At 67.4% G+C, this 18,287-nt stretch carries 15 protein-coding genes and 1 tRNA gene; 10 read left to right on the top strand and 6 right to left on the bottom strand.

Annotation, left to right across the window (positions count from 1 at the left end; all coding sequences use genetic code 11):
* Nucleotides 1-186 precede the first annotated feature (186 nt).
* Nucleotides 187-2,091, bottom strand: a complete 1,905-nt coding sequence (gene uvrC, locus F4X11_26830) for an excinuclease ABC subunit UvrC (protein MYN68587.1) — start codon at nucleotides 2,089-2,091, stop codon at nucleotides 187-189.
* Nucleotides 2,092-2,136: 45 nt separating this feature from the next.
* On the opposite strand from uvrC, the gene F4X11_26825 reads away from it, so the two are divergent.
* The gene (locus F4X11_26825) at nucleotides 2,137-2,739 is read left to right on the top strand and encodes a CDP-alcohol phosphatidyltransferase family protein (GenBank protein MYN68586.1); all 603 of its coding nucleotides are present in this window, start codon (nucleotides 2,137-2,139) and stop codon (nucleotides 2,737-2,739) included.
* Nucleotides 2,736-2,939, top strand: coding sequence for a hypothetical protein (locus F4X11_26820; GenBank protein ID MYN68585.1), 204 nt, complete (start codon nucleotides 2,736-2,738; stop codon nucleotides 2,937-2,939). The genes F4X11_26825 and F4X11_26820 overlap by 4 nt, the downstream gene beginning before the upstream one ends.
* 94 nt (nucleotides 2,940-3,033) lie before the next feature.
* Here F4X11_26820 and F4X11_26815 read toward each other — a convergent pair whose 3' ends face one another.
* From F4X11_26815 to uvrA, 4 genes are all read right to left on the bottom strand, one after another.
* Nucleotides 3,034-3,474 (bottom strand): hypothetical protein, encoded by a 441-nt coding sequence (locus F4X11_26815; GenBank protein MYN68584.1) that lies wholly within the window; start codon nucleotides 3,472-3,474, stop codon nucleotides 3,034-3,036.
* 133 nt (nucleotides 3,475-3,607) lie between these two features.
* Complete coding sequence (gene efp, locus F4X11_26810; protein MYN68583.1) at nucleotides 3,608-4,171, bottom strand: elongation factor P; 564 nt, start codon at nucleotides 4,169-4,171, stop codon at nucleotides 3,608-3,610.
* Between the two features lie 61 nt (nucleotides 4,172-4,232).
* Nucleotides 4,233-4,919, bottom strand: coding sequence for a DNA-3-methyladenine glycosylase (locus F4X11_26805; protein ID MYN68582.1), 687 nt, complete (start codon nucleotides 4,917-4,919; stop codon nucleotides 4,233-4,235).
* Nucleotides 4,855-7,803: an excinuclease ABC subunit A gene (gene uvrA, locus F4X11_26800; protein MYN68581.1), complete on the bottom strand. Its 2,949-nt coding sequence runs from the start codon at nucleotides 7,801-7,803 to the stop codon at nucleotides 4,855-4,857. The genes F4X11_26805 and uvrA overlap by 65 nt, the downstream gene beginning before the upstream one ends.
* A gap of 154 nt (nucleotides 7,804-7,957) precedes the next feature.
* Here uvrA and F4X11_26795 point away from each other — a divergent pair, with 154 nt between their 5' ends.
* Both F4X11_26795 and F4X11_26790 read left to right on the top strand, forming a co-directional pair.
* Complete coding sequence (locus F4X11_26795; protein MYN68580.1) at nucleotides 7,958-8,353, top strand: hypothetical protein; 396 nt, start codon at nucleotides 7,958-7,960, stop codon at nucleotides 8,351-8,353.
* Nucleotides 8,354-8,469: 116 nt separating this feature from the next.
* Nucleotides 8,470-8,545, top strand: a tRNA-Thr gene (locus F4X11_26790).
* A gap of 649 nt (nucleotides 8,546-9,194) precedes the next feature.
* Here the strand turns inward: F4X11_26790 and F4X11_26785 are convergent.
* Nucleotides 9,195-10,595: a hypothetical protein gene (locus F4X11_26785; GenBank protein MYN68579.1), complete on the bottom strand. Its 1,401-nt coding sequence runs from the start codon at nucleotides 10,593-10,595 to the stop codon at nucleotides 9,195-9,197.
* Nucleotides 10,596-11,612: 1,017 nt separating this feature from the next.
* Here F4X11_26785 and F4X11_26780 point away from each other — a divergent pair.
* The 6 genes from F4X11_26780 (at nucleotide 11,613) to F4X11_26755 (ending at nucleotide 18,195) form a co-directional block, all read left to right on the top strand.
* Entirely contained in the window at nucleotides 11,613-12,155 is a 543-nt protein-coding gene (locus F4X11_26780) for a nucleotidyl transferase (GenBank protein ID MYN68578.1), read from the top strand.
* Nucleotides 12,156-12,591: 436 nt separating this feature from the next.
* On the top strand, nucleotides 12,592-12,996 hold the full coding sequence (locus F4X11_26775; GenBank protein MYN68577.1) for a hypothetical protein: 405 nt from the start codon (nucleotides 12,592-12,594) through the stop codon (nucleotides 12,994-12,996).
* Between the two features lie 36 nt (nucleotides 12,997-13,032).
* Nucleotides 13,033-15,144, top strand: a complete 2,112-nt coding sequence (locus F4X11_26770; protein MYN68576.1) for an SAM-dependent DNA methyltransferase — start codon at nucleotides 13,033-13,035, stop codon at nucleotides 15,142-15,144.
* A 153-nt stretch (nucleotides 15,145-15,297) separates the two neighbouring features.
* Nucleotides 15,298-15,876 (top strand): transcriptional regulator, encoded by a 579-nt coding sequence (locus tag F4X11_26765; GenBank protein ID MYN68575.1) that lies wholly within the window; start codon nucleotides 15,298-15,300, stop codon nucleotides 15,874-15,876.
* Nucleotides 15,873-16,844 carry a nucleotidyl transferase AbiEii/AbiGii toxin family protein gene (locus F4X11_26760; protein MYN68574.1) on the top strand — a complete coding sequence of 324 codons (972 nt, stop codon included), beginning with the start codon at nucleotides 15,873-15,875 and terminating at the stop codon, nucleotides 16,842-16,844. Before F4X11_26765 ends, F4X11_26760 begins: the two co-directional genes overlap by 4 nt.
* Nucleotides 16,837-18,195: a restriction endonuclease subunit S gene (locus F4X11_26755; GenBank protein ID MYN68573.1), complete on the top strand. Its 1,359-nt coding sequence runs from the start codon at nucleotides 16,837-16,839 to the stop codon at nucleotides 18,193-18,195. The genes F4X11_26760 and F4X11_26755 overlap by 8 nt, the downstream gene beginning before the upstream one ends.
* Nucleotides 18,196-18,287 lie beyond the last annotated feature (92 nt).

Below are 18,287 nucleotides of genomic sequence, written 5' to 3'. Positions count from 1 at the left end.
GCCCGGGCGCGCGCCGGCCGCCGAACGCCGGGGAGAGAAAGAGAACCGGTAGGAAACAGATGATCGCGGGGCCGGTATCGAACACCGGCTATCAGCATACGGCAGGGCCGGCGGGCGGGCAAGCCCCGCCCCGCCTCGACTCGACGCGACCGGACGGGCCGGGAGCCGGCGTCCGCACGTACGGGATCAGGTCTTGACGGGCAGCCGCGCGAAATGATCGAGGACGGCGGCGGCGAGCCTGGGGCCGATCACCGGCAGCAGATCCTCGCGTGAGGCGCGGCGCACGTTCGCGAGGCTCCCGAACCGTTCCAGCAACGCCCGCCGCCGGCGCGCGCCGATCCCGGGGATGAGGTCGAGCTCGGATTCGAAATCGCGCATCCTGCGCGCCCGCCGGTGGTACGTCACCGCGAACCGGTGCGCCTCGTCGCGCGCGCGCTGGACCAGGTGCAGGGCGGGGCTGGTCTTCGGCAGGCGAATCGGCTCGGACGCCCCGCGCGTGAACAGCTCCTCGTCGCGCTTGGCGATGCCCACGGCGACGAGATTGCCCAGGCCGAGCGTCTCGAAGGCGCGGTACGCCGACGTCAACTGGCCCTTGCCGCCGTCGACGACCACCAGATCCGGGAACGGTCCGCCCTCCTCCAGCAACCGGCGGTAGCGCCGCAGGACGACCTCCTCCATCGCCGCGAAGTCGTCCGGCCTGGCGCGGGGCTCCCGCGCCGGCGCCGCTGAGTCCGCGGGGCGGGAGCGGGCCGCGGCCTTCCGCCGGCCCCGCCCGCGGGCCGCACCGAGTCCCTGCACCCGGAACTTGCGGTACTCGCCGCGCTGCATCCGCCCGTCCTCGCAGACGACCAGCGAGCCGACGGTCTCGCGGCCCTGCACCGTCGAGATGTCGAAGCACTCGACCCGGTGCGGCGCCGCCGGCAGGTCCAGCACGCGCTGCAGCTCCTCGAGCGCCCCGGCGTGGACCCGGGCGTCCTCGCTGTAGCGCGAGTCGTAGGCCAGCCCGGCGTTGCGCGTCGCCAGGTCCAGCAGGCCGCGGGTGTCGCCGCGCTTGGGCACGTGCAGCTTCACGCGGCGCCCCGCGCGCAGGGAGAGCCAGCGCTCCACCTCCTCGCGCTCCTCCACCTCGACCGGCACGTGCACCTCGGGCGGCACGTCGTGCGCCGCGTAGAATTGCTGCACCGCCGCCTGCACCAGGTCGCGCTCGCTCTCGGTCGCCGCCTGCACGTCATCGGCCACCAGCTCGACCCGCTCCACGACCCGGCCGCGGCGCATCTGGAAGATCTGGATCACCCCGCCGTCCGGCCCCAGCTTCACGCCGAAGGCGTCCCGGTCGCCGAGCCGGCTCGTCGCCATCTTCTGCTGCCGGTCGCGCAGCGTCTCGACCGTGCGCATCGCGTCCCGGCACTGCGCCGCGCGCTCGTAGCGCTCGCCGTCGGACGCCTCCTGCATCTGCCGCCGCAGGCTGCCGACGACCTCGTCGGTGCGCCCCTCCAGGAACAGCCGCGTCTGCTCGACCGATTCGGCGTACTGCTCCTGGCTGCAGACCTCGGACACGCAGGGCGCGACGCAGCGCTTGATGTCGTACTCCAGGCACGGCCGGTCCCGCTGCCCGGTAATCACCTCGTTGCACGAGCGGATCCCGAACAGCCGGTGCGTCAGCGACATCGTCTTGCGGGCGAAGGCCGCCGGCATGAACGGACCGGCGTAGACGTTGCCGTCGCGCGCCACCTGCCGCGCCACCAGGACGCGCGGGAACGCCTCGGCGGTGGTGAGCTGCAGATAGGGGTAGTTCTTGTCGTCCCGCAGGAGAATGTTGTAGCGCGGCGATCGCGCCTTGATGAGGTTGTTCTCGAGAGCCAGCGCCTCGACCAGCGAATCGGTGACGATCACCTCCAGCCGGGCCGCCTCGTCGAGCAGCGCGTCGGTCTTCGGGCTGCTGCCGTACGCGCCCAGGTAGCTGCGGACCCGGTCGCGCAGGGCGCGCGCGCGCCCCACGTAGATCGTCTCCCCACGACCGTTGAAGTACAGGTAGACTCCAGGCTGCTCCGGCAGCCGGGCGATCGCGTCCCGCAGATCCCGAATCGCCATCCGCCTCTAGAATATAGGGCCGGGCCGATCACCTGACGAGCATCGATGACGTTCACCGGCGCCATTGGGCGCGCCTGCCTGTTACCGCTCCGCGCCATCATCGCGTTGTGCGTAGCGCTTCGGATTCACCCGAACGTGCTGACGCTGACCGGCGTCATCATCAACGGGGCCGCCGGCTGGGCGCTGGCCACGGGCCGCTTCGGCCTCGCCGGCTGGATCATGCTGGTGGCGAACATCTTCGACTTCATCGACGGCAAGGTGGCCGACGAGCTGAAGCTGAGCTCCCGCTTCGGCGGCTTCTGGGACTCGGTCATGGACCGGTTCTCGGACCTGTTCATCCTGACCGGCCTCATCTACCTCTACGCCACGCTCGAGCGTCCGGACTACGTCCTGATCGCGGCCCTCACGCTCACCTTCTCGGTGATGACCAGCTACACGCGGGCGCGGGCCGAGTCGATCATCCCCCTCTGCAAGGTCGGCTTCATGGAGCGGCCGGAGCGGATCGTGCTGTTCATGATCGGGGCGTTCACCAACCGCATGGCCGCCGTCCTGTGGGTCATCCTGGTGCTGTCGGTGCTGACCGTGCTCGACCGCATCTACTTCACGTGGCGAGCGGTGCGCTCGGACAACCGGGAGCTGCCGGCATGAGCGTGTCGCGGGTGATGACCCTGCCGCTCCGGATGGTCTGGCACGCGCTCTACTGGACCTTCGAGCGCGCGACCTGGCAGTACGACCTGATGGTCATCGCCATCCTGGCGTTCATCTGGCTCACCCCGCCGGGGTGGCTGGGCGACCCGGTGGCGAGCGGACCCGGCCTGATCGGCATCCTGGCCGCCCTGCTGCAATAGCGCCCCGAGAGCGCGCCGAAACGCCTCGCCGGCTTGGCGCTCCCGCCCATCTCTCCTCTCCATGACGCTACGGCGCAGACGCCCGGCGCGCGGCTCATACCACGTCGCGCTGGTCGCCCCCCAGGTCGAGCGTCTTGCCGGTGAAGTGGATGTCGTGAGCGGCGATCTTGTCCCGCAGCAGCCGGCGCACCTCGCCGTAGTGGGCCTGCGGCACGGTGAGCCGCCGGGCGAGGCTGCGCAGCCGGTAGATGATGACCAGCGTGATCGTGGACTCCTCGCGCCAGCTCAGGCCGCCGATCTTGGAGTACGGCACGTAGCCGCTGTCCGACCAGATGCCGCCGGCGTACAGCCCCCGCCCGATGCGCACCCGCAACGGCACCGCGTAGGCGTAGTAGAGCAGCATCATTCCCTCGCCGAACGCCCGTTGCGGCGGCTGCTGCTGCACCACCAGCTTGATGAAGACGAGCACGCCGGCCACGACGCCGAGGGCCAGCAGCCAGCCGTACAACGGCGGTTTCTCGCTCGGCCAGGTCAACAGGGCCGATGCGCGCAGCCGGCGATAGAGGACGAACTGTCCGAGGATGCGCAGGTTGGCGACGAGAAAGCCGACGCCCAGCGCGAACAGCGCGACGCCGACCGCTCGGGGAACGTCGATGTCTCCCCTCCGGTCAGGCGCGCGAGAGATACTCGCCGGTGTCGGTGTTCACACGGACCCTGTCGCCGTTGCTGACGAAGGGCGGGACCTGCACCACCAGGCCGGTCTCGAGCCGCGCCGGCTTGAGCTGCGCGCTCGCCGTGGCGCCCTTGATCGCGGGCGCGGTCTCCTCGACCGCCAGGTCGACCGTCAGGGGCAGCTCGATCCCGACCGGCGAGCCCTCGAAGAACTCCACGGTGATGGTCGCGTCCGGCAGCAGGTAGCTGACCGCGTCGCCGAGCGTCTCCCCGGTCAGATGCACCTGCTCGTAGGACTCGGTGTCCATGAAGTGATACCCCTCGCCGTCGGCGTAGAGATACTGCATCTTGCGCGTGTCGAGCACCGCGCGCTCGACGAAATCGCCGGAAGCGAACTTGTGATCGGTCTGGGTGCCGGCGACGACGCTGCGCATCCGCGTCTGCACGAACGCGCGGCCCTTGCCGGGCGTGACGTGGTTGAACTCGAGAACGCGGTACAGCGTCGCGTTCATCTTGATCAACATGCCCTTGCGGATTCGGGTGGCCTGAATGGACTCCATATGCGGCCGCAGATGGTACTACAGCGGCCCGGCGCGGTCCAAGACGCCGGCGGGCCGAATCTCAAGGCGGCCCGCCCCGCGAAACCGCCGCGGAATCGGCCAGGCAACCCCGCCACCGGCGCCCGGTCCCGACCGTGATCCCGATGCGCGGCCCCCAGCGGACCGGCCCCACCGGCAATCCGCGATCCTCGACGAACAGGCGCGGGCCGCACAGGTCCAACCGGTTCTGCCGCAGCGTGACCCCGAGCGCCCGCGTCAGGTTGCCCGGCCCCCGGCAGAGCGCCTCGTCGGGCGGCGGCGCCGCGCCCCGCCGCCCCGACCGCCGGCGGCGCATCCCGTCGAGGCCCTCCAGGGGGCTGAGGGCGCGAATGAGGACCGCGGCCGGGAACCCCGCCGGCCCGGTCACGGCGTTCAGCAGGTAGTGGATGCCGTAATTCAGATAGACGTAGGCGTAGCCGGGCGGCCCGTAGAGCGGCGCGTTGCGCGGCGTCAGGCCGGCCGCGGCGTGACACGCCGGATCGTCCTCCCCGCCGTAGGCCTCGACCTCGACGATCCTGCCGGCCGCGGGGCCGCCCCGGCCGCGGTGCACGACCACCTTGCCGAGCAGCGCGCGGGCCACCTCGAGCGGCGGCCCGCGGTAGAACGATCGCGGCAGGCGGTCCGCGTTGCCCACGGTCGTCCCGTCAGGCGGGGGCGCGCAGGGCGGCCAGCACCTCGCGCAGGTAGCGCCCGGTGTGCGACCCGGCATGCTCCGCCACCCGCTCCGGCGGTCCGGCCACGACGACCTCGCCCCCCGCCTCGCCCCCCTCGGGGCCCAGATCGACAATCCAGTCCGCGGTCTTGATGACGTCCAGATTGTGCTCGATGACGAGCAGGGTGTGCCCGGCGTCGACCAGCCTCGAGAACGCGGCCAGCAGCTTGGAGATGTCGTCGAAGTGCAGGCCGGTGGTCGGCTCGTCGAAGATGTACAGCGAGCGATCGCCGTGGCGCGTCGACAGGTGCGCCGCGATCTTGATGCGTTGCGCCTCGCCCCCCGAAAGGGTCGTGGCCGGCTGGCCGAGGCGGAGATACCCGAGGCCGATCTCGTCCAGCACCTTCAGCTTGCGGACCACCTTGGGCGACGAGCCGAAGAACTGCAGGGCCTCGCGCGCCGTCAGGTCCAGCACCTCGTCCACCCGCAGCCCGCGCCAGGTCACCTCCAGCACCTGCGGCTTGAACCGCTTGCCGTCGCACTGCTCGCACGGCATGAACACGTCCGCCAGGAACTGCATCTCCACGCGGACCTCCCCCTCCCCCTCGCACGCGTCGCAGCGCCCGCCGGGCACGTTGAACGAGAAGTGGCTCGGGGAGAACCCGCGCGCCCGCGCTGCCCTCGTGGCCGCGAACAGCTCCCGGATGGGATCGAAGGCCTTGAGGTAGGTCACCGGATTCGAGCGGGGGGTGCGGCCGATCGGGGTCTGGTCGACGAGCACGACGTCGTTCAGCAGCTCCACACCGTCGATCCCGTCGTGGGCGCCGACGCGCTTCTCCCAGGCCCCTTTCGCGCGCTTGACCGCGGCATACATCACGTCGTGCACCAGCGTCGACTTGCCCGAGCCGCTGACGCCGGTCACGCAGGTCAGCATGTTCAGCGGGATCTCGACGTCGATGCCCTTCAGGTTGTGCTCGGCCGCGCCGCGCACCCGCAGGGCCTGGCTGTTCGGCAGCCGCCGGCGGCGCGACGCCGGGATCGGGATGGCCAGGTCTCCGCGCAGGTACTTCGCGGTCAGCGACGTCGTCTCGCGCGACAGGCCGTCGAGCCCGCCGGCATACACCACGCGGCCGCCGCGCGTGCCGGCGCCGAGGCCGAGATCGACCACGTAGTCGCTGGCGCGGATCATGTCGGCGTCGTGCTCCACCACCAGCACCGTGTTCCCCTGGTCGCGGAGCTGCCCGAGGATGCGAATCAGCCGCTCGTTGTCGCGGGGATGCAGCCCGATGGACGGCTCGTCGAGCACGTACAGCGTGCCTACGAGGGACGATCCGAGCGAGGTCGCCAGGTTGATCCGCTGCGCCTCGCCGCCGGAGAGGGTCGACGACAGCCGGTCGAGCGTCAGATAGTCGAGGCCGACGCCGCTCAGGAACCCGACCCGCCGCCGGATCTCGCGGATCACCCGCTCGGCGATGGCGGTCTCCTTCGCCGACAGCGTCAGGTCCTCGAAGAACCGGCACGCCGCCGCCACCGTGAACCCCGCGATTTCGTCAATCGTCCGGCCGCCGACCCGCACGTCGCGGGCCTCGCGCCGCAGGCGCGTGCCGCCGCAGTCCGCACAGGCGCGGTAACCGCGGTAGCGGCTCAGGAACACCCGCACGTGCACCTTGTACTTCTTGCGCTCCAGCGCGCTGAAGAAGCCCCGGATACCGTCGTAACCGGCGCCGTCCCCCTCGATCACGAAGCGCCGCTCCTCGTCCGAGAGCTCCGACCACGGGACCGTCATCCGAATGTCGCGGCGGCGGGCGGCCCGCTTCAGGTCGGCCAGATGCGAGCGGTAGTGCGGCTTGGTCCACGGCTCGACGGCGCCCTGCGCGATCGACTTCGTCTCGTCGGGCACGACCAGACGCATGTCGAGCTCGATCACGTTACCGAAGCCGTGGCAGGTCGGACACGCCCCGAACGGGCTGTTGAAGGAGAATAGCGTCGGCTGCGGCTCCTCGTAAGCGATTCCGCAGGGGCGGCACTCGAAGCGCTCGCTGAACTCGTGGCGCGCCGGCTCGGCGCCGCCCACCTCCACTGCGAACGCGTTTCCGCCCCCCTCCTGATACGCGGTCTCGATCGCCTCGGTCAACCGGGGCCGCGCCGCCGCCGCGGTCCGGATGCGGTCCACCACGACCTGCAGCGCGTCGCTGCCGGCCAGCGCCTCCGGGTCGAGATCGTCGAACGAGACCGCGCGGCCGTCCACGTGGAGCCGTCCGAATCCCTTGCGACGGAGGCCGTCGAGCGCCGCCGCGACCGCGCTCGCGTCAGCGGCCGCCGCAGCCGGGTCCGGAACATCGGTCGCCGCGGCCGCGCCCGGGCCACCGGTCGCCGCGACCGGATCCGCGCCGCCGGCAGCCGCGGACGCCCCGTCGCCCGCCGCGCGGACTCGCGCCGCCCCGTCCACGGCGTGGACGAAGCCGACCAGCAGCCGCGTCCCGTCCGGCAGGGCCGCGAGCCTGCCGGCCACCGCCTCCGGCGTCTCGCGCGTCACCTCCACGCCGCAGCCGCGGCAGATCGTACGGCCGACCCGCGCAAAGAGCAGCCGCAGGTAGTCGTAGATCTCCGTCGTCGTGCCGACCGTCGAACGCGGGTTCCGCACGCTGTTCTTCTGGCGGATCGCGATGGCGGGGCAGATGCCCTCGATGCGGTCGACGTCCGGCTTCTCCATCCGCTCGAGGAACTGCCGGGCGTAGGCCGACAGCGACTCCACGTAGCGCCGCTGTCCCTCCGCGTAGACCGTGTCGAAGGCCAGCGACGACTTCCCCGAGCCGCTCACGCCGGTGACGATGATCAGCCGCTCCTGCGGGAGCGTCAGGTCGATGTTCTTGAGGTTGTGGGTGCGGGCGCCCCGGATGACGATCTGCCCGACGGGCTGCTGGCGGTTCGGCTCCGGCATGCGCATGGTGGCGACCCCGCCGCGGCACGCGCCGCGCGCCCGGGGCTCGACGGACGAGACGACCGCCACGGCGACGCCCGGCGCGGCGACGGCAACAGGCTATTCTAGGAGTCTGCGCCGCGCGCTGGCAATGACGCTCACGGTGGAGCCATCCATGGAACGACATGTGACGATTCTCGGCGCCTTCCACATCGCGTTCGGCGCCATCGGCCTGGTCGCCGCGCTCGCGATCCTGCTCATCTTCGGCGGCGCAGCGGGCCTGATCGGCCTCGGCGCCGCGTCGGATCCCGACGCCTGGATTGCCGTCCCCATAGTGGGCATCGTCGGCACGGTGCTGACGATGATCGTGTTGACCCTGTCGGTGCCGGGCATCGCCGCCGGCTTCGGCCTGATGACGTACCGGCCGTGGGCGCGCATGCTGACCGTCGTGCTGTCGCTGCTGCACCTGCTCAACTTCCCCTTCGGCACGGCGCTCGGGGGCTATGGCCTGTGGGTGCTGCTGTCGGACGAGGGGCGGGTCCTCTTCGAGCGGCGCTCGACCGCCGGCTGAGCCGGCGCCGGCTTCGAGCCGCGCTCGGCGGCCGGCGCGGCCTGGCCTTGTGCTAACATTTTCGGTTGGCGCGCAGCAGCGAGCGGCGCTCCGACCCTCCTCCTCGCGCAGGAGAAGCCGGCGTAGCTCAGTTGGTAGAGCAGCTGATTCGTAATCAGCAGGTCAGCGGTTCGAGTCCGCTCGCCGGCTCCAGCTTTTCTCCTTTTTTTCAGTTATTTGCGGGCGCGCGCCGAACGCTACGGTCGCGGCCCCTGCTCGCGTAGGGTGCACATAGGGTGCAGATCCCGATCCTGTGGCGGCGCGGCACAGTCGCCTTCTGGCATCCAGGGCTCACTGACGACGACATCCCCCGACCGATCATCAGGTGGAGGCCGGCGACGAGAGGCGGCTCGAGCCCGAACGACAGTCGACGGCTCGAACCCGTCGACTCCGAAGTCCCTCGAGCTCGTGCTGGCATGGGTTCAGGTGCCCGTTGCGCATGGTGCCGACCGCCTCGGCCCCGCCGACGACCCGAAAGCCACCCAGCCGGCGGCACCTGTACCGGGCGGCGCAGATGGGCGCGTGCCTCGTCGAACCTGAACCCGGGCCACCGGCGTCCGGAAGGTCATGGTGGCGCTCGGATCGCACCCCACGACCGAGTCGGCACCACCGGCGCGATCTCGGCGTTCGTGTCTCCAACCGCAGGCTGAACGCTGTGGCGAAAGTCGCGGATCGGTGTCGGTGGACACGGCGGAACCGCCAACGAGCCACGGGCGCTTTTTTGCTTTCGACCGGGCTGAACCGAATCCTGGATGATTCCGGCTTCGATGCGTTGCACCGTTGGCAACTGCGATGCCCACCGTCAGTGAATCGGACCCTGCGACGCTTTCCCGTTGTCGGGCGCATCCTCCTCGGCCAGCGTTCCGTTCTGCCAGTCTTCGTCTCCGTCGCCCCCAGCCTTCACTTCGACTCTCTCGAGTGGTTCGCCAAATATTTCTCGATACGCTTTCCGAAATTCCTCTTGCTTACGGACCTCGCGAAACAGCGGCCAGTCGCGATACGACTCCTTTGTGACAACTTCATCTGTCGCTCCGATACGTCTCATCATCTGCGTTGTGGCCTCGATGTCGTCTTTCAGGACCGCGTCGGCCAGCCTAAACGAGTCCTGCGATGCACTCCAGTCCTCTGATTGCATAATTTTCTCGCACTTGCCACCCTGCTTGAGCCATTTGTATGCCTGCGCCCGATTGACAACCATCATGCGTCGGTACTCTTCAGACCCGAACTTTTTTTTGAAAGTGCAGGCAGCAAAGTCCAGGAGAGTCGCCGCCAAATCGTAACGACGTTCTTCCAAGAGCTCATAACAAACACGATTCAGGTGCTTATCCGCATCAAGCAAGGAGTCCGGAAGCATCTTCCTCCAAAGAACTTGGCCGAGCATCACACCGATCTCAAGCACGCAGCCGTGCGCATTAGCAAAGTACTCCGGCGTAACATGAAGTTTCTTTCCGAGCTTCATTTCCTCGCCCACGCGCACCCTGTGCCGACGGCACACGTCAAGATACTGACGAGACACAATACCCCTCGCGTGAACAAACAAGTTTCGACGTTCTGTTAGCTCAACAAAATCGGGCCATTGCTGGAGCCCCTCCCTAAGCTTCAATTTGAACGTCGACTCAAGCCAGGAAAACTGCTCGTCGTGACTCTTCCTCAGCAGCGCCTCCACTTCCTCATATATTATTGCGTCGCGCGCAGCTTCTATGGATTCAAAGCCAACAAGTTGCGAAAACGGCATCTTACGGCCGCTTGCATTAACGATCTCCGGCCTACCCTTCATCAACGCACGCACGAGTCCGCCCAAGAAAGCGTCGTACTGACTGACTAGCGCGACAACAAAGATCTCCGGAAGCAAGACAGTCGCGCGACTAGCGGTTTGGAGATGCTTTATCAACCGCTTGTACGGCGCAAAAGCTTCTACAGTTAACGTAACTGTTCGTTTGGTTTCCGTTTCCTCTACGGCCATTGCGTTGTCTGTTTCGTACTTATCCCGCTTCTCCCGCTCGCCCGCCCTTATAGCGTCCAATGCCGCCATTAGGAATGGGAGGGTCCCTCCGAGACTATCAAGATGTCCAACTAGGCCGTCAATCTCCTTTTCGATCAGGCGACTAGCCGCCTCCCGGTTCTTGGATACAGTGTCGCTGCTGGACACAGGCGTGGACCCAGTAGATTCTTCATCCGAACCAACCGAGGTGTCCCCGTCCATTGCGTAGCTCCTCTATCTCGGTTTAGAACACCCTTGGACAATTTGACAGGCGTAGGCCTGAAATCCTGATGATGGTGTCATCCGATTCCTTGCATTCCCGAGCTCTTGCACTTTGGCATAGTCTATCATGGGCTACAGATCCGCTCGTAGCGCGGCAGCACCGGCTCGCGAAGTCCCATGCGACGGTCTCGAGAACGCACGGGCGCCGGTACGTGCGTGATCTGGTACCGGCCCGCCTCGCTCGCGGGGGATGGTCGGGTAAGCTCAGCCATTCGGCTTTCGCCCCCACAGATCCGAGCGAGCGGCTTTCCCGCGGACCGGCCCGGCCGTGGGCGATGTCGCTACGCTTGAACGCGAGGTGCCGCATGCCGGGGATGCCCGCTTCTTGCGTCGAGCACCACGTCGGACCGGCTGCTGTGGGCCGCGACATGGTCGTGCCGCGTTTCCATGCCTAGTCGCCGCTCAGCCCTGGCTCGCCGGTTGGGCTTGCGTTCTCGAACGCAACCCCGGACACGGTGTCTTGGAGCACGCTCGCCGCACATTGACCGGCGGCGAAGTTGAGCCGTAGGCTGGAAACGTTGAGAGCGGACCAGACCACGATGGACGCGGCACGACACCCGCGCGAGCCCGCCCGGGTCGCACTCAGCGACTACACCGACGCGATACGCGCCGGGTGGACCGACGCAGACCTCACCCGGGCGATCCTGCACGACCTGCCCCGGAACTTCCGGTCGCTCGGGCGAGAAAAACAGCAGAAAGTGCTGAACCAGAGGCCCCCGACTACGGATACCCGATGGGATGCGCTCCTGGCCGCGACCGTAGAGCACCTGTGCGAACTCCACCAGCAACAGCCGCCAGCGTGGCTGGAGGAAGCCGAGCGGTTCCTGGAGATCACCTGGATCCTGCCCACGACGCCGACCATGGTGAAGGAGGCGATCGCGTTCGCGCCCGCAGCGTTCATCCGTCACGGCGCGGTGCCGGATCCGAGATGCCTCGATGCCCGGGGGGGTGAGCGACATGAGTGGGTCCCTGGATCGCAACCGCATCATGAAGCTGTTCGAGACGCTCTCGGCGAGGCTGGCCGCACGCGGAATTCGGGGCCAGCTCTACATCGTCGGCGGCAGCGCGATGATCGTCGGCTACGGTCGGGAGCGGACAACCCGTGACGTCGACGCTCGGATCGAGTACGCGAAGGACGCGGTGCTGGCCGCAGCCGAAGAGATAGCGGAAGAGGAGAATCTGGACCCGAACTGGCTCAACGAGAACGCCAGACTGTTCATGCCGCCGGCCAAGGACGATCGGGCGCGCACGGTCTTCAACACGCCCGGCCTGGCCGTGACTGGCGCATCGGCGGAGCACATGCTGGCGATGAAGATCGACGCCGCCCGGAATAGCGACGAGGACGACATCGGCGTCTTGATCGACCAACTGGAGATCACGAGCGCCGATCAGGCATTGGAAATGTACCGGACGGTGCTGCCGCACACGGCCACCGTCGACGCGCGGCGACGGGAACTCGTGTCGAAGATCGTCGACGAGAGGGTGAGGAACCGGCGATGAGCGAATCGCCCGCCGAAGTCGCGTACGCTGACCTCCGGACGTGGTTGGACAGGCTACATCAGGATTCGCAATCAGCAGGTCAGCGGTTCGAGTCCGCTCGCCGGCTCCAGCCTTCCAGGTCGAGGCGGCCGAGCGGGGCTGCTGGACCCGAACGAGGTGCCTGGCGATCCTGGACCGAGACGAACGGCTTCGGTACGGGCGGCCCGATCAGCCAAGTTTCCTGGAACTGCTGACGCGTCGACGCCCGGAGCGGGAGTACCGGGAACGAAGTCCTTGACCACGGCACGGACCGCCGCCCGGCACGTCCGTTAGGATCCTCTCCGAACGTCTCCGACGCTCCCAAGTTGCTCCGCGCACGGCATTGAAGGCGGGCAGATTGACTGCACGGCGTCGACGGCTCCGTAGAACGTGCTTCCCTGAATAGGAAGGAAACCCCTTGCGCAAGCTCCAAGCGACGATCGCAATCACCGTGACCCTGCTCGTCCTGGCACCATCCGCGCTGGCTCAGCAGCCGGAGAAGTACCTGCTTCTCGCGACCAACCGCACAGGGACCATGCAGGACGAGTTGAACGAGGCCGGAGCGCGCGGCTACCGTTTCGCCGGCACCCAGGGCGGCGAGACCGCCTTCGGCGGTCGCGAAGCGGTCGTCATCATGACGCTCGACCCGGAGGGTCGCCGTTTCCGCTACATCCTGCTCGCGACGAACCGGACCGGAACGATGCAGCGCGAGATGAACGAGGCCCCGCCCGAGTACAACTTCGCCGGCATGACCGTCTTCTCCTCGACGTTCGGCGGCAGAGAGGCTGCCGTGATCCTCGAAGCCGAGATCACCGACGACTGACCGCGCCCGGCGATCCGATTTCGGAACGGACCCGACATGAACCACAGCCAGATCGTCAGCTTCATCTGGGGCGTGGCGGACTTGATCCGCGACACCTTCAAGCGGGGCAAGTACCAGGACGTCATCCTGCCGCTCACCGTGCTGCGGCGGCTCGACTGCGTGCTGGCCCCAACCAAGCGAAGCGTACTGGAGGTCCAGGCCAAGTACGCGGGCAAGATCGACAATCTCGACCCGCAGCTCCGGCGCGCCTCCGGCTTCGCGTTCTACAACACGTCACGCTACGACTTCGAGAAGCTGCTGGCTGATGCCCCCCACATCGCCCAGAACCTGCGCAACTACATCGCCGGGTTCAGCCCCAACATGCGCGAGGTGCTCGAGAAGTTCGACTTCGACAACACCATCTCCAAGCTCGACGAGTCGGGGCTCCTGTTCCAGGTCGTGCAACGGTTCGGCGACCCGCAGGTGAACCTCCACCCCGACGCGGTCGACAACGCCGCGATGGGCACGATCTTCGAGGAGCTCATCCGCAAGTTCAACGAGGCGCTCAACGAAAACCCCGGCGAGCACTTCACGCCCCGTGACGTCGTCCACCTGATGGTCGACCTGCTGCTGGCCGGCGACGAGGAACGGCTGCGCACCAGGGGGGTCGTGCTCAGCGTCTACGACCCGTGCTGCGGCTCGGGCGGCATGCTCACCATCGCCAAGGAGCACCTCACCGCCGGCGAGACGCGCGACGGCGAGCGCCGCGGCGAGGCAATGAACCCCGACGCCGACATCCACCTCTTCGGCCAGGAGGTCAACCCGGAGACCTTCGCCATCTGCAAGTCCGACCTCTTCATGAAGTCGGCGGACGGCCGCGACGCCGAGAACGTCCTGTTCGGGAGCACGCTGTCGAACGACCGGCACGGCGGGACCGGCTTCGACTACCTGATCGCCAATCCGCCCTACGGCAAGGACTGGAAGCGCGACCAGGACGCGGTGCGCGCCGAGCACGACCGGGGCGCGGCGGGGCGCTTCGGTCCGGGGCTGCCGCGGATCAGCGACGGCCAGCTCCTGTTCCTGCAGCACATGCTGGCCCACGTCAAGGACTCGGGCCGGGGCGGCTCGCGGGTGGCGATCATCATGAACGGCTCGCCGCTGTTTACCGGCGACGCCGGCAGCGGCGAAAGCGAGATACGCCGCTGGATCCTCGAGAACGACCTGCTCGAAGCGCTGATCGCCCTGCCCGAGCAGCTCTTCTACAACACGGGCATCGCCACCTACGTCTGGGTGCTGACGAACCGCAAGCGGGCGGAGCGGCGCGGCATGGTCCAACTCGTCAACGCCACCTCGTTCTGGGTCCTGCTGCGCAAGAGCCTCGGCGCCAAGCGCCGCGAGGTGCCGTTCGAGCGGAAGCAGGACGTCCTGCGGCTGCTGGCCGACTTCCAGGACGGCGCCACCCGCAAGGTCGAGCGGGACGGCGAGGAGCGCGAGACCATCGTCAGCCGCGTCTACCCCACCACGCACTTCGGCTTCCGCAAGATCACCGTCGAACGGCCGCTCCGGCTCGACTTCCAGGCCAGTCCCGAACGGATCGCGCGGCTCGACGATGAGCGTGCCTTCGTCAACCTCGCCGTGTCGCGCAAGCGGGGCGAGGCCAGGGTCCGGGACGAGGCGGCGGGCCGGGAGCAGCAGGACGCCATCCGAGCCCTGGTTGCGCGGCTTCCGGATAAGCTGTTTCTGGACCGGGCGGATTTCGAGGCGGCACTCTCTCAGGCGGCCGGAGCGGCGGAGCTCAAGCTCGCCGCGCCCATCAAGAAAGCCATCCTCTCGGCCCTGTCCCAGCGCAATGACGAGGCGGAGATCTGCCGGGACCGGGAGGGTCGCCCCGAGCCGGATCCGGAGCGGCGCGACAGGGAGAACGTGCCTCTACGAGAGTCCGTAGAGGCGTTTTTCGCGCGCGAGGTGAAGCCGCACGTTCCCGACGCCTGGATCGACACGACGCGCCGGGATCCGCAGGACGGCGAGGTCGGGCTCGTCGGCTACGAGATCAACTTCAACCGCTACTTCTACGAGTACCGCCCGCCTCGCCCGCTGGAGGAGATCGAAGCCGACATCCAGCAGGTGGAGAAGGAGATCGTGGCCATGCTACGGGAGATGACGGAGTGACGTCCCTTAATGTCGGCAGTTAAGAGTACGTGCCGTCAATTTGATTCCTCCAGCGCACCGGGCTATGCTCGGGGCGTGTCCGCCCCGAAAGATCGACAACCGCCTGTATCTGCCGACATTTTCGGATATCAGCCCCGGTCGAGCACCTTCGCCATGCGTAGCCTCGGCACGAAGACCTTCTTCCGCCCGCGCGAAGCCGCCGCGATGGGCGTCGACTCCCGTACGCTTCGGCGCCTGGTCGACGACGGATCCGTCGAGCGTGTGGCGCGCGGTCTCTATCGCGTCGCGGAAGCCGAACCGACCGAGCACTACACCCTGGCCGCCGTCTGCGCCCGCGTTCCGGGCGCCATTGTCTGTCTGCTTTCCGCTCTGAGCGTCCACGAACTCACCACACAACTTCCGTGGCAGGAGTGGATCGCCATTCCGCACAAGGCCCGCACGCCCCGCGTGTCCGGGCTGCCGATCCGGGTGGTGCGCTTCTCCGGCGCCGCGCTTCGCTACGGCGTCGTGAACACGACCTTCGAAGGAGTGCCCGTCCGCATCACGAGCCCGGCCCGCACCGTCGTCGACTGTTTCCGCTTCCGGCGGCTGGTCGGCAAGGACGTCGCGATCGAGGCGCTGCGCGACGCCCTGGACGACCGCAAGGCGAGCGTCGACCAGATCTGGCGGGCTGCCGAAGTGTGCCGCGCGAAGTCACTCGTCGGCCCGGTGCTCGAAGCGCTGACGGCATGACTCCCCGACAGGCCATCCGGGACGTACCCGCGTCCGTCCGCCAGCGCCTGCTGAACCTCGCCCGCGAGCAGCGACTTCGCTTCGAGGGCGTCCTCCAGCGCTACGCGGTCGAGCGTTTCCTCTATCGCCTCTCCGCATCGGACGAGGCGGACCGATTCACCCTGAAGGGCGCGGCTCTCCTCCGCGTGTGGGCCGGGCAGGAGCTGCGGCCCACCCGGGATATCGACTTCCTGGCCCGCGGCGCCCGCGACGAGGCCGCCATTCGCACCGCCCTGCGGGACGTCTGCGGCGTTCCCTGTCAAGAGGACGGCGTCGTCTTCGACCCCGCGACGATCGCGATCACGAGCATCCGCATCGATCAGCCGAACGGCGGCTTCCGGGTCCGTATCCGGGGCGGCCTCGGCCGGGTCCGGCTCGCGGTTCCGATCGACATCGGCTTCGGCGACGTCCTCACGCTCGGGCGCAGGCAGGAGGACTATCCTACGCTCCTCGACCTGCCCGCCCCCCGCCTCTGGACGTACCCGCGCGACACGATGGTCGCCGAGAAGTTTCACGCGATGGCCAGTCTGGGCGATGCGAACTCGCGCGTGAAGGACCTCTGGGACGTCGCCTGTCTCGCGCGCCGCTTCGCGTTCGACGGCGACGCCCTGCGCACCGCCATCGCCGAGGCATTCCGCCACCGCGGGACGTCGCTCGCGGGCGGGCGGCCGACCGCGCTACGCGCCGGCTACTACGACGAACACGAGTCCCCCGCGCGCGGGCAACGCTGGCGCGAGCTGCGACGGCAGATCGCGAGCGGCATCGACGGGCCGGATCGTCTGGAGGATGCAGGCGAGGAACTGCGCCGGTTCCTGGGGCCGATCTGCGACAGTCTGATCGAAGAGCGTCCTTTCGCGCAGACTTGGCCGCCCGGGGGGCTGTGGCGGCCAGGGGTTCAGGCTCGGACCCAAGACCACGGCGGTGAGTGAGTTGACCGACAGGGGCGAAGGGGTGCGGCGCTGGCGTCTTCGGGGTTACCCCGAGTACAAGGAGTCTGGCGACGAGTGGCTGGGCAAAATCCCGGCGCATTGGGAGGCGAAACGACTTCGCTTTGTCGTCGGAACGACCATCACCAAGAGCGAGGTAACCGATCTCGATCCCGAGACCGAGGTTTCGTTCGTACCAATGGAAGCTGTCCGCGAATACGGTGGCATCGATCTCGTTTCGACGAAGCCACTCTCGGCCGTTGTCGATGGTTATACGTATTTCCGCAACGGGGATGTCATTGTCGCCAAGATCACCCCGTGTTTCGAGAACGGTAAGGGCGCCCTGGCGACCGGCCTGTGCAACGGTGTCGGCTTCGGAACGACTGAGCTACACGTCCTTCGAGCCTCATTCCTTGTAGATCCTCGCTTCCTCCTCTACCTGACTTTCAGCGACCATTTCCGCAGCATCGGTACCGCTTCGATGTACGGGGCAGGCGGCCAGAGGCGCATCTCAGACGACTTCATTCGCGATTTCTGTCATCCTGTGCCCGGTCTCCCCGAACAACGCGCCATCGTTGCCTTCCTCGACCGCGAGACGGCGAAGATCGATGCGCTCGTGGTGACGAAGGAGCGGCTGATCGAGCTGCTTCAGGAAAAGCGCACTGCCCTCATTACCCGCGCCGCCACCGGAGGCCTCGACGCGAACGTCCCTATGAAGGACTCCGGCATCGAGTGGCTGGGCGAGATCCCGGCGCATTGGGATGTTGTTGGAAGCAATATGTTGTTCACGCATCGGAAAGAAAGCGCACTAGCCGATGACCAGCAACTGACCGCTTCCCAGCAGCACGGGGTGATTCCGCAACGCAAGTTTGTGGAACTTGAAGGGCGAAGCGTGGTACAGGTTGTTACCGGAACCGATATACTCAAACACGTTGAACCGAACGACTTCGTAATAAGCATGCGCAGTTTCCAAGGCGGCCTTGAGTACTCGAATTACCGAGGTTGCATAAGTTCCGCCTACGTAATAGTGCGCCCATCTGACCGAGTCGATAGCGGCTATTTCTCTTATGTACTCAAGTCGGCGACATACGTTCAAGCCCTTCAGAGCACTTCCGACCTGGTACGGGACGGACAGGCCCTGCGCTTCGCGAACTTCAGGCGAGTTCCATTGCCACTGGTCCCTTTGCAAGAGCAGAAGATAGTCGCGACCTACCTGGATGAACATGTAGCTCAGCTCGATCGCTTGTGCGAAGCAACGCTCAGAGGAATCCGGCTCCTCAAAGAGTTCCGCACCGGCCTCATTTCCGCTGCGGTCACCGGCAAGATCGACGTGTGCGAGGGGGTGCCTCATTGAGCGTCGAGCCGGGCTTCACGGTCACGCACGCGATGACGGCCGATCTCACGTGGATTCCGAGGCAACGGAGCTGTGACACCCTGACAACGAAC

Source organism: Acidobacteriota bacterium, from assembly GCA_009861545.1.
Taxonomy (GTDB): Bacteria; Acidobacteriota; Vicinamibacteria; order Vicinamibacterales; family UBA8438; genus WTFV01.
Note: the sequence above shows the minus strand (reverse complement) of the source record. Positions and strands in the feature narration are given on the sequence as shown.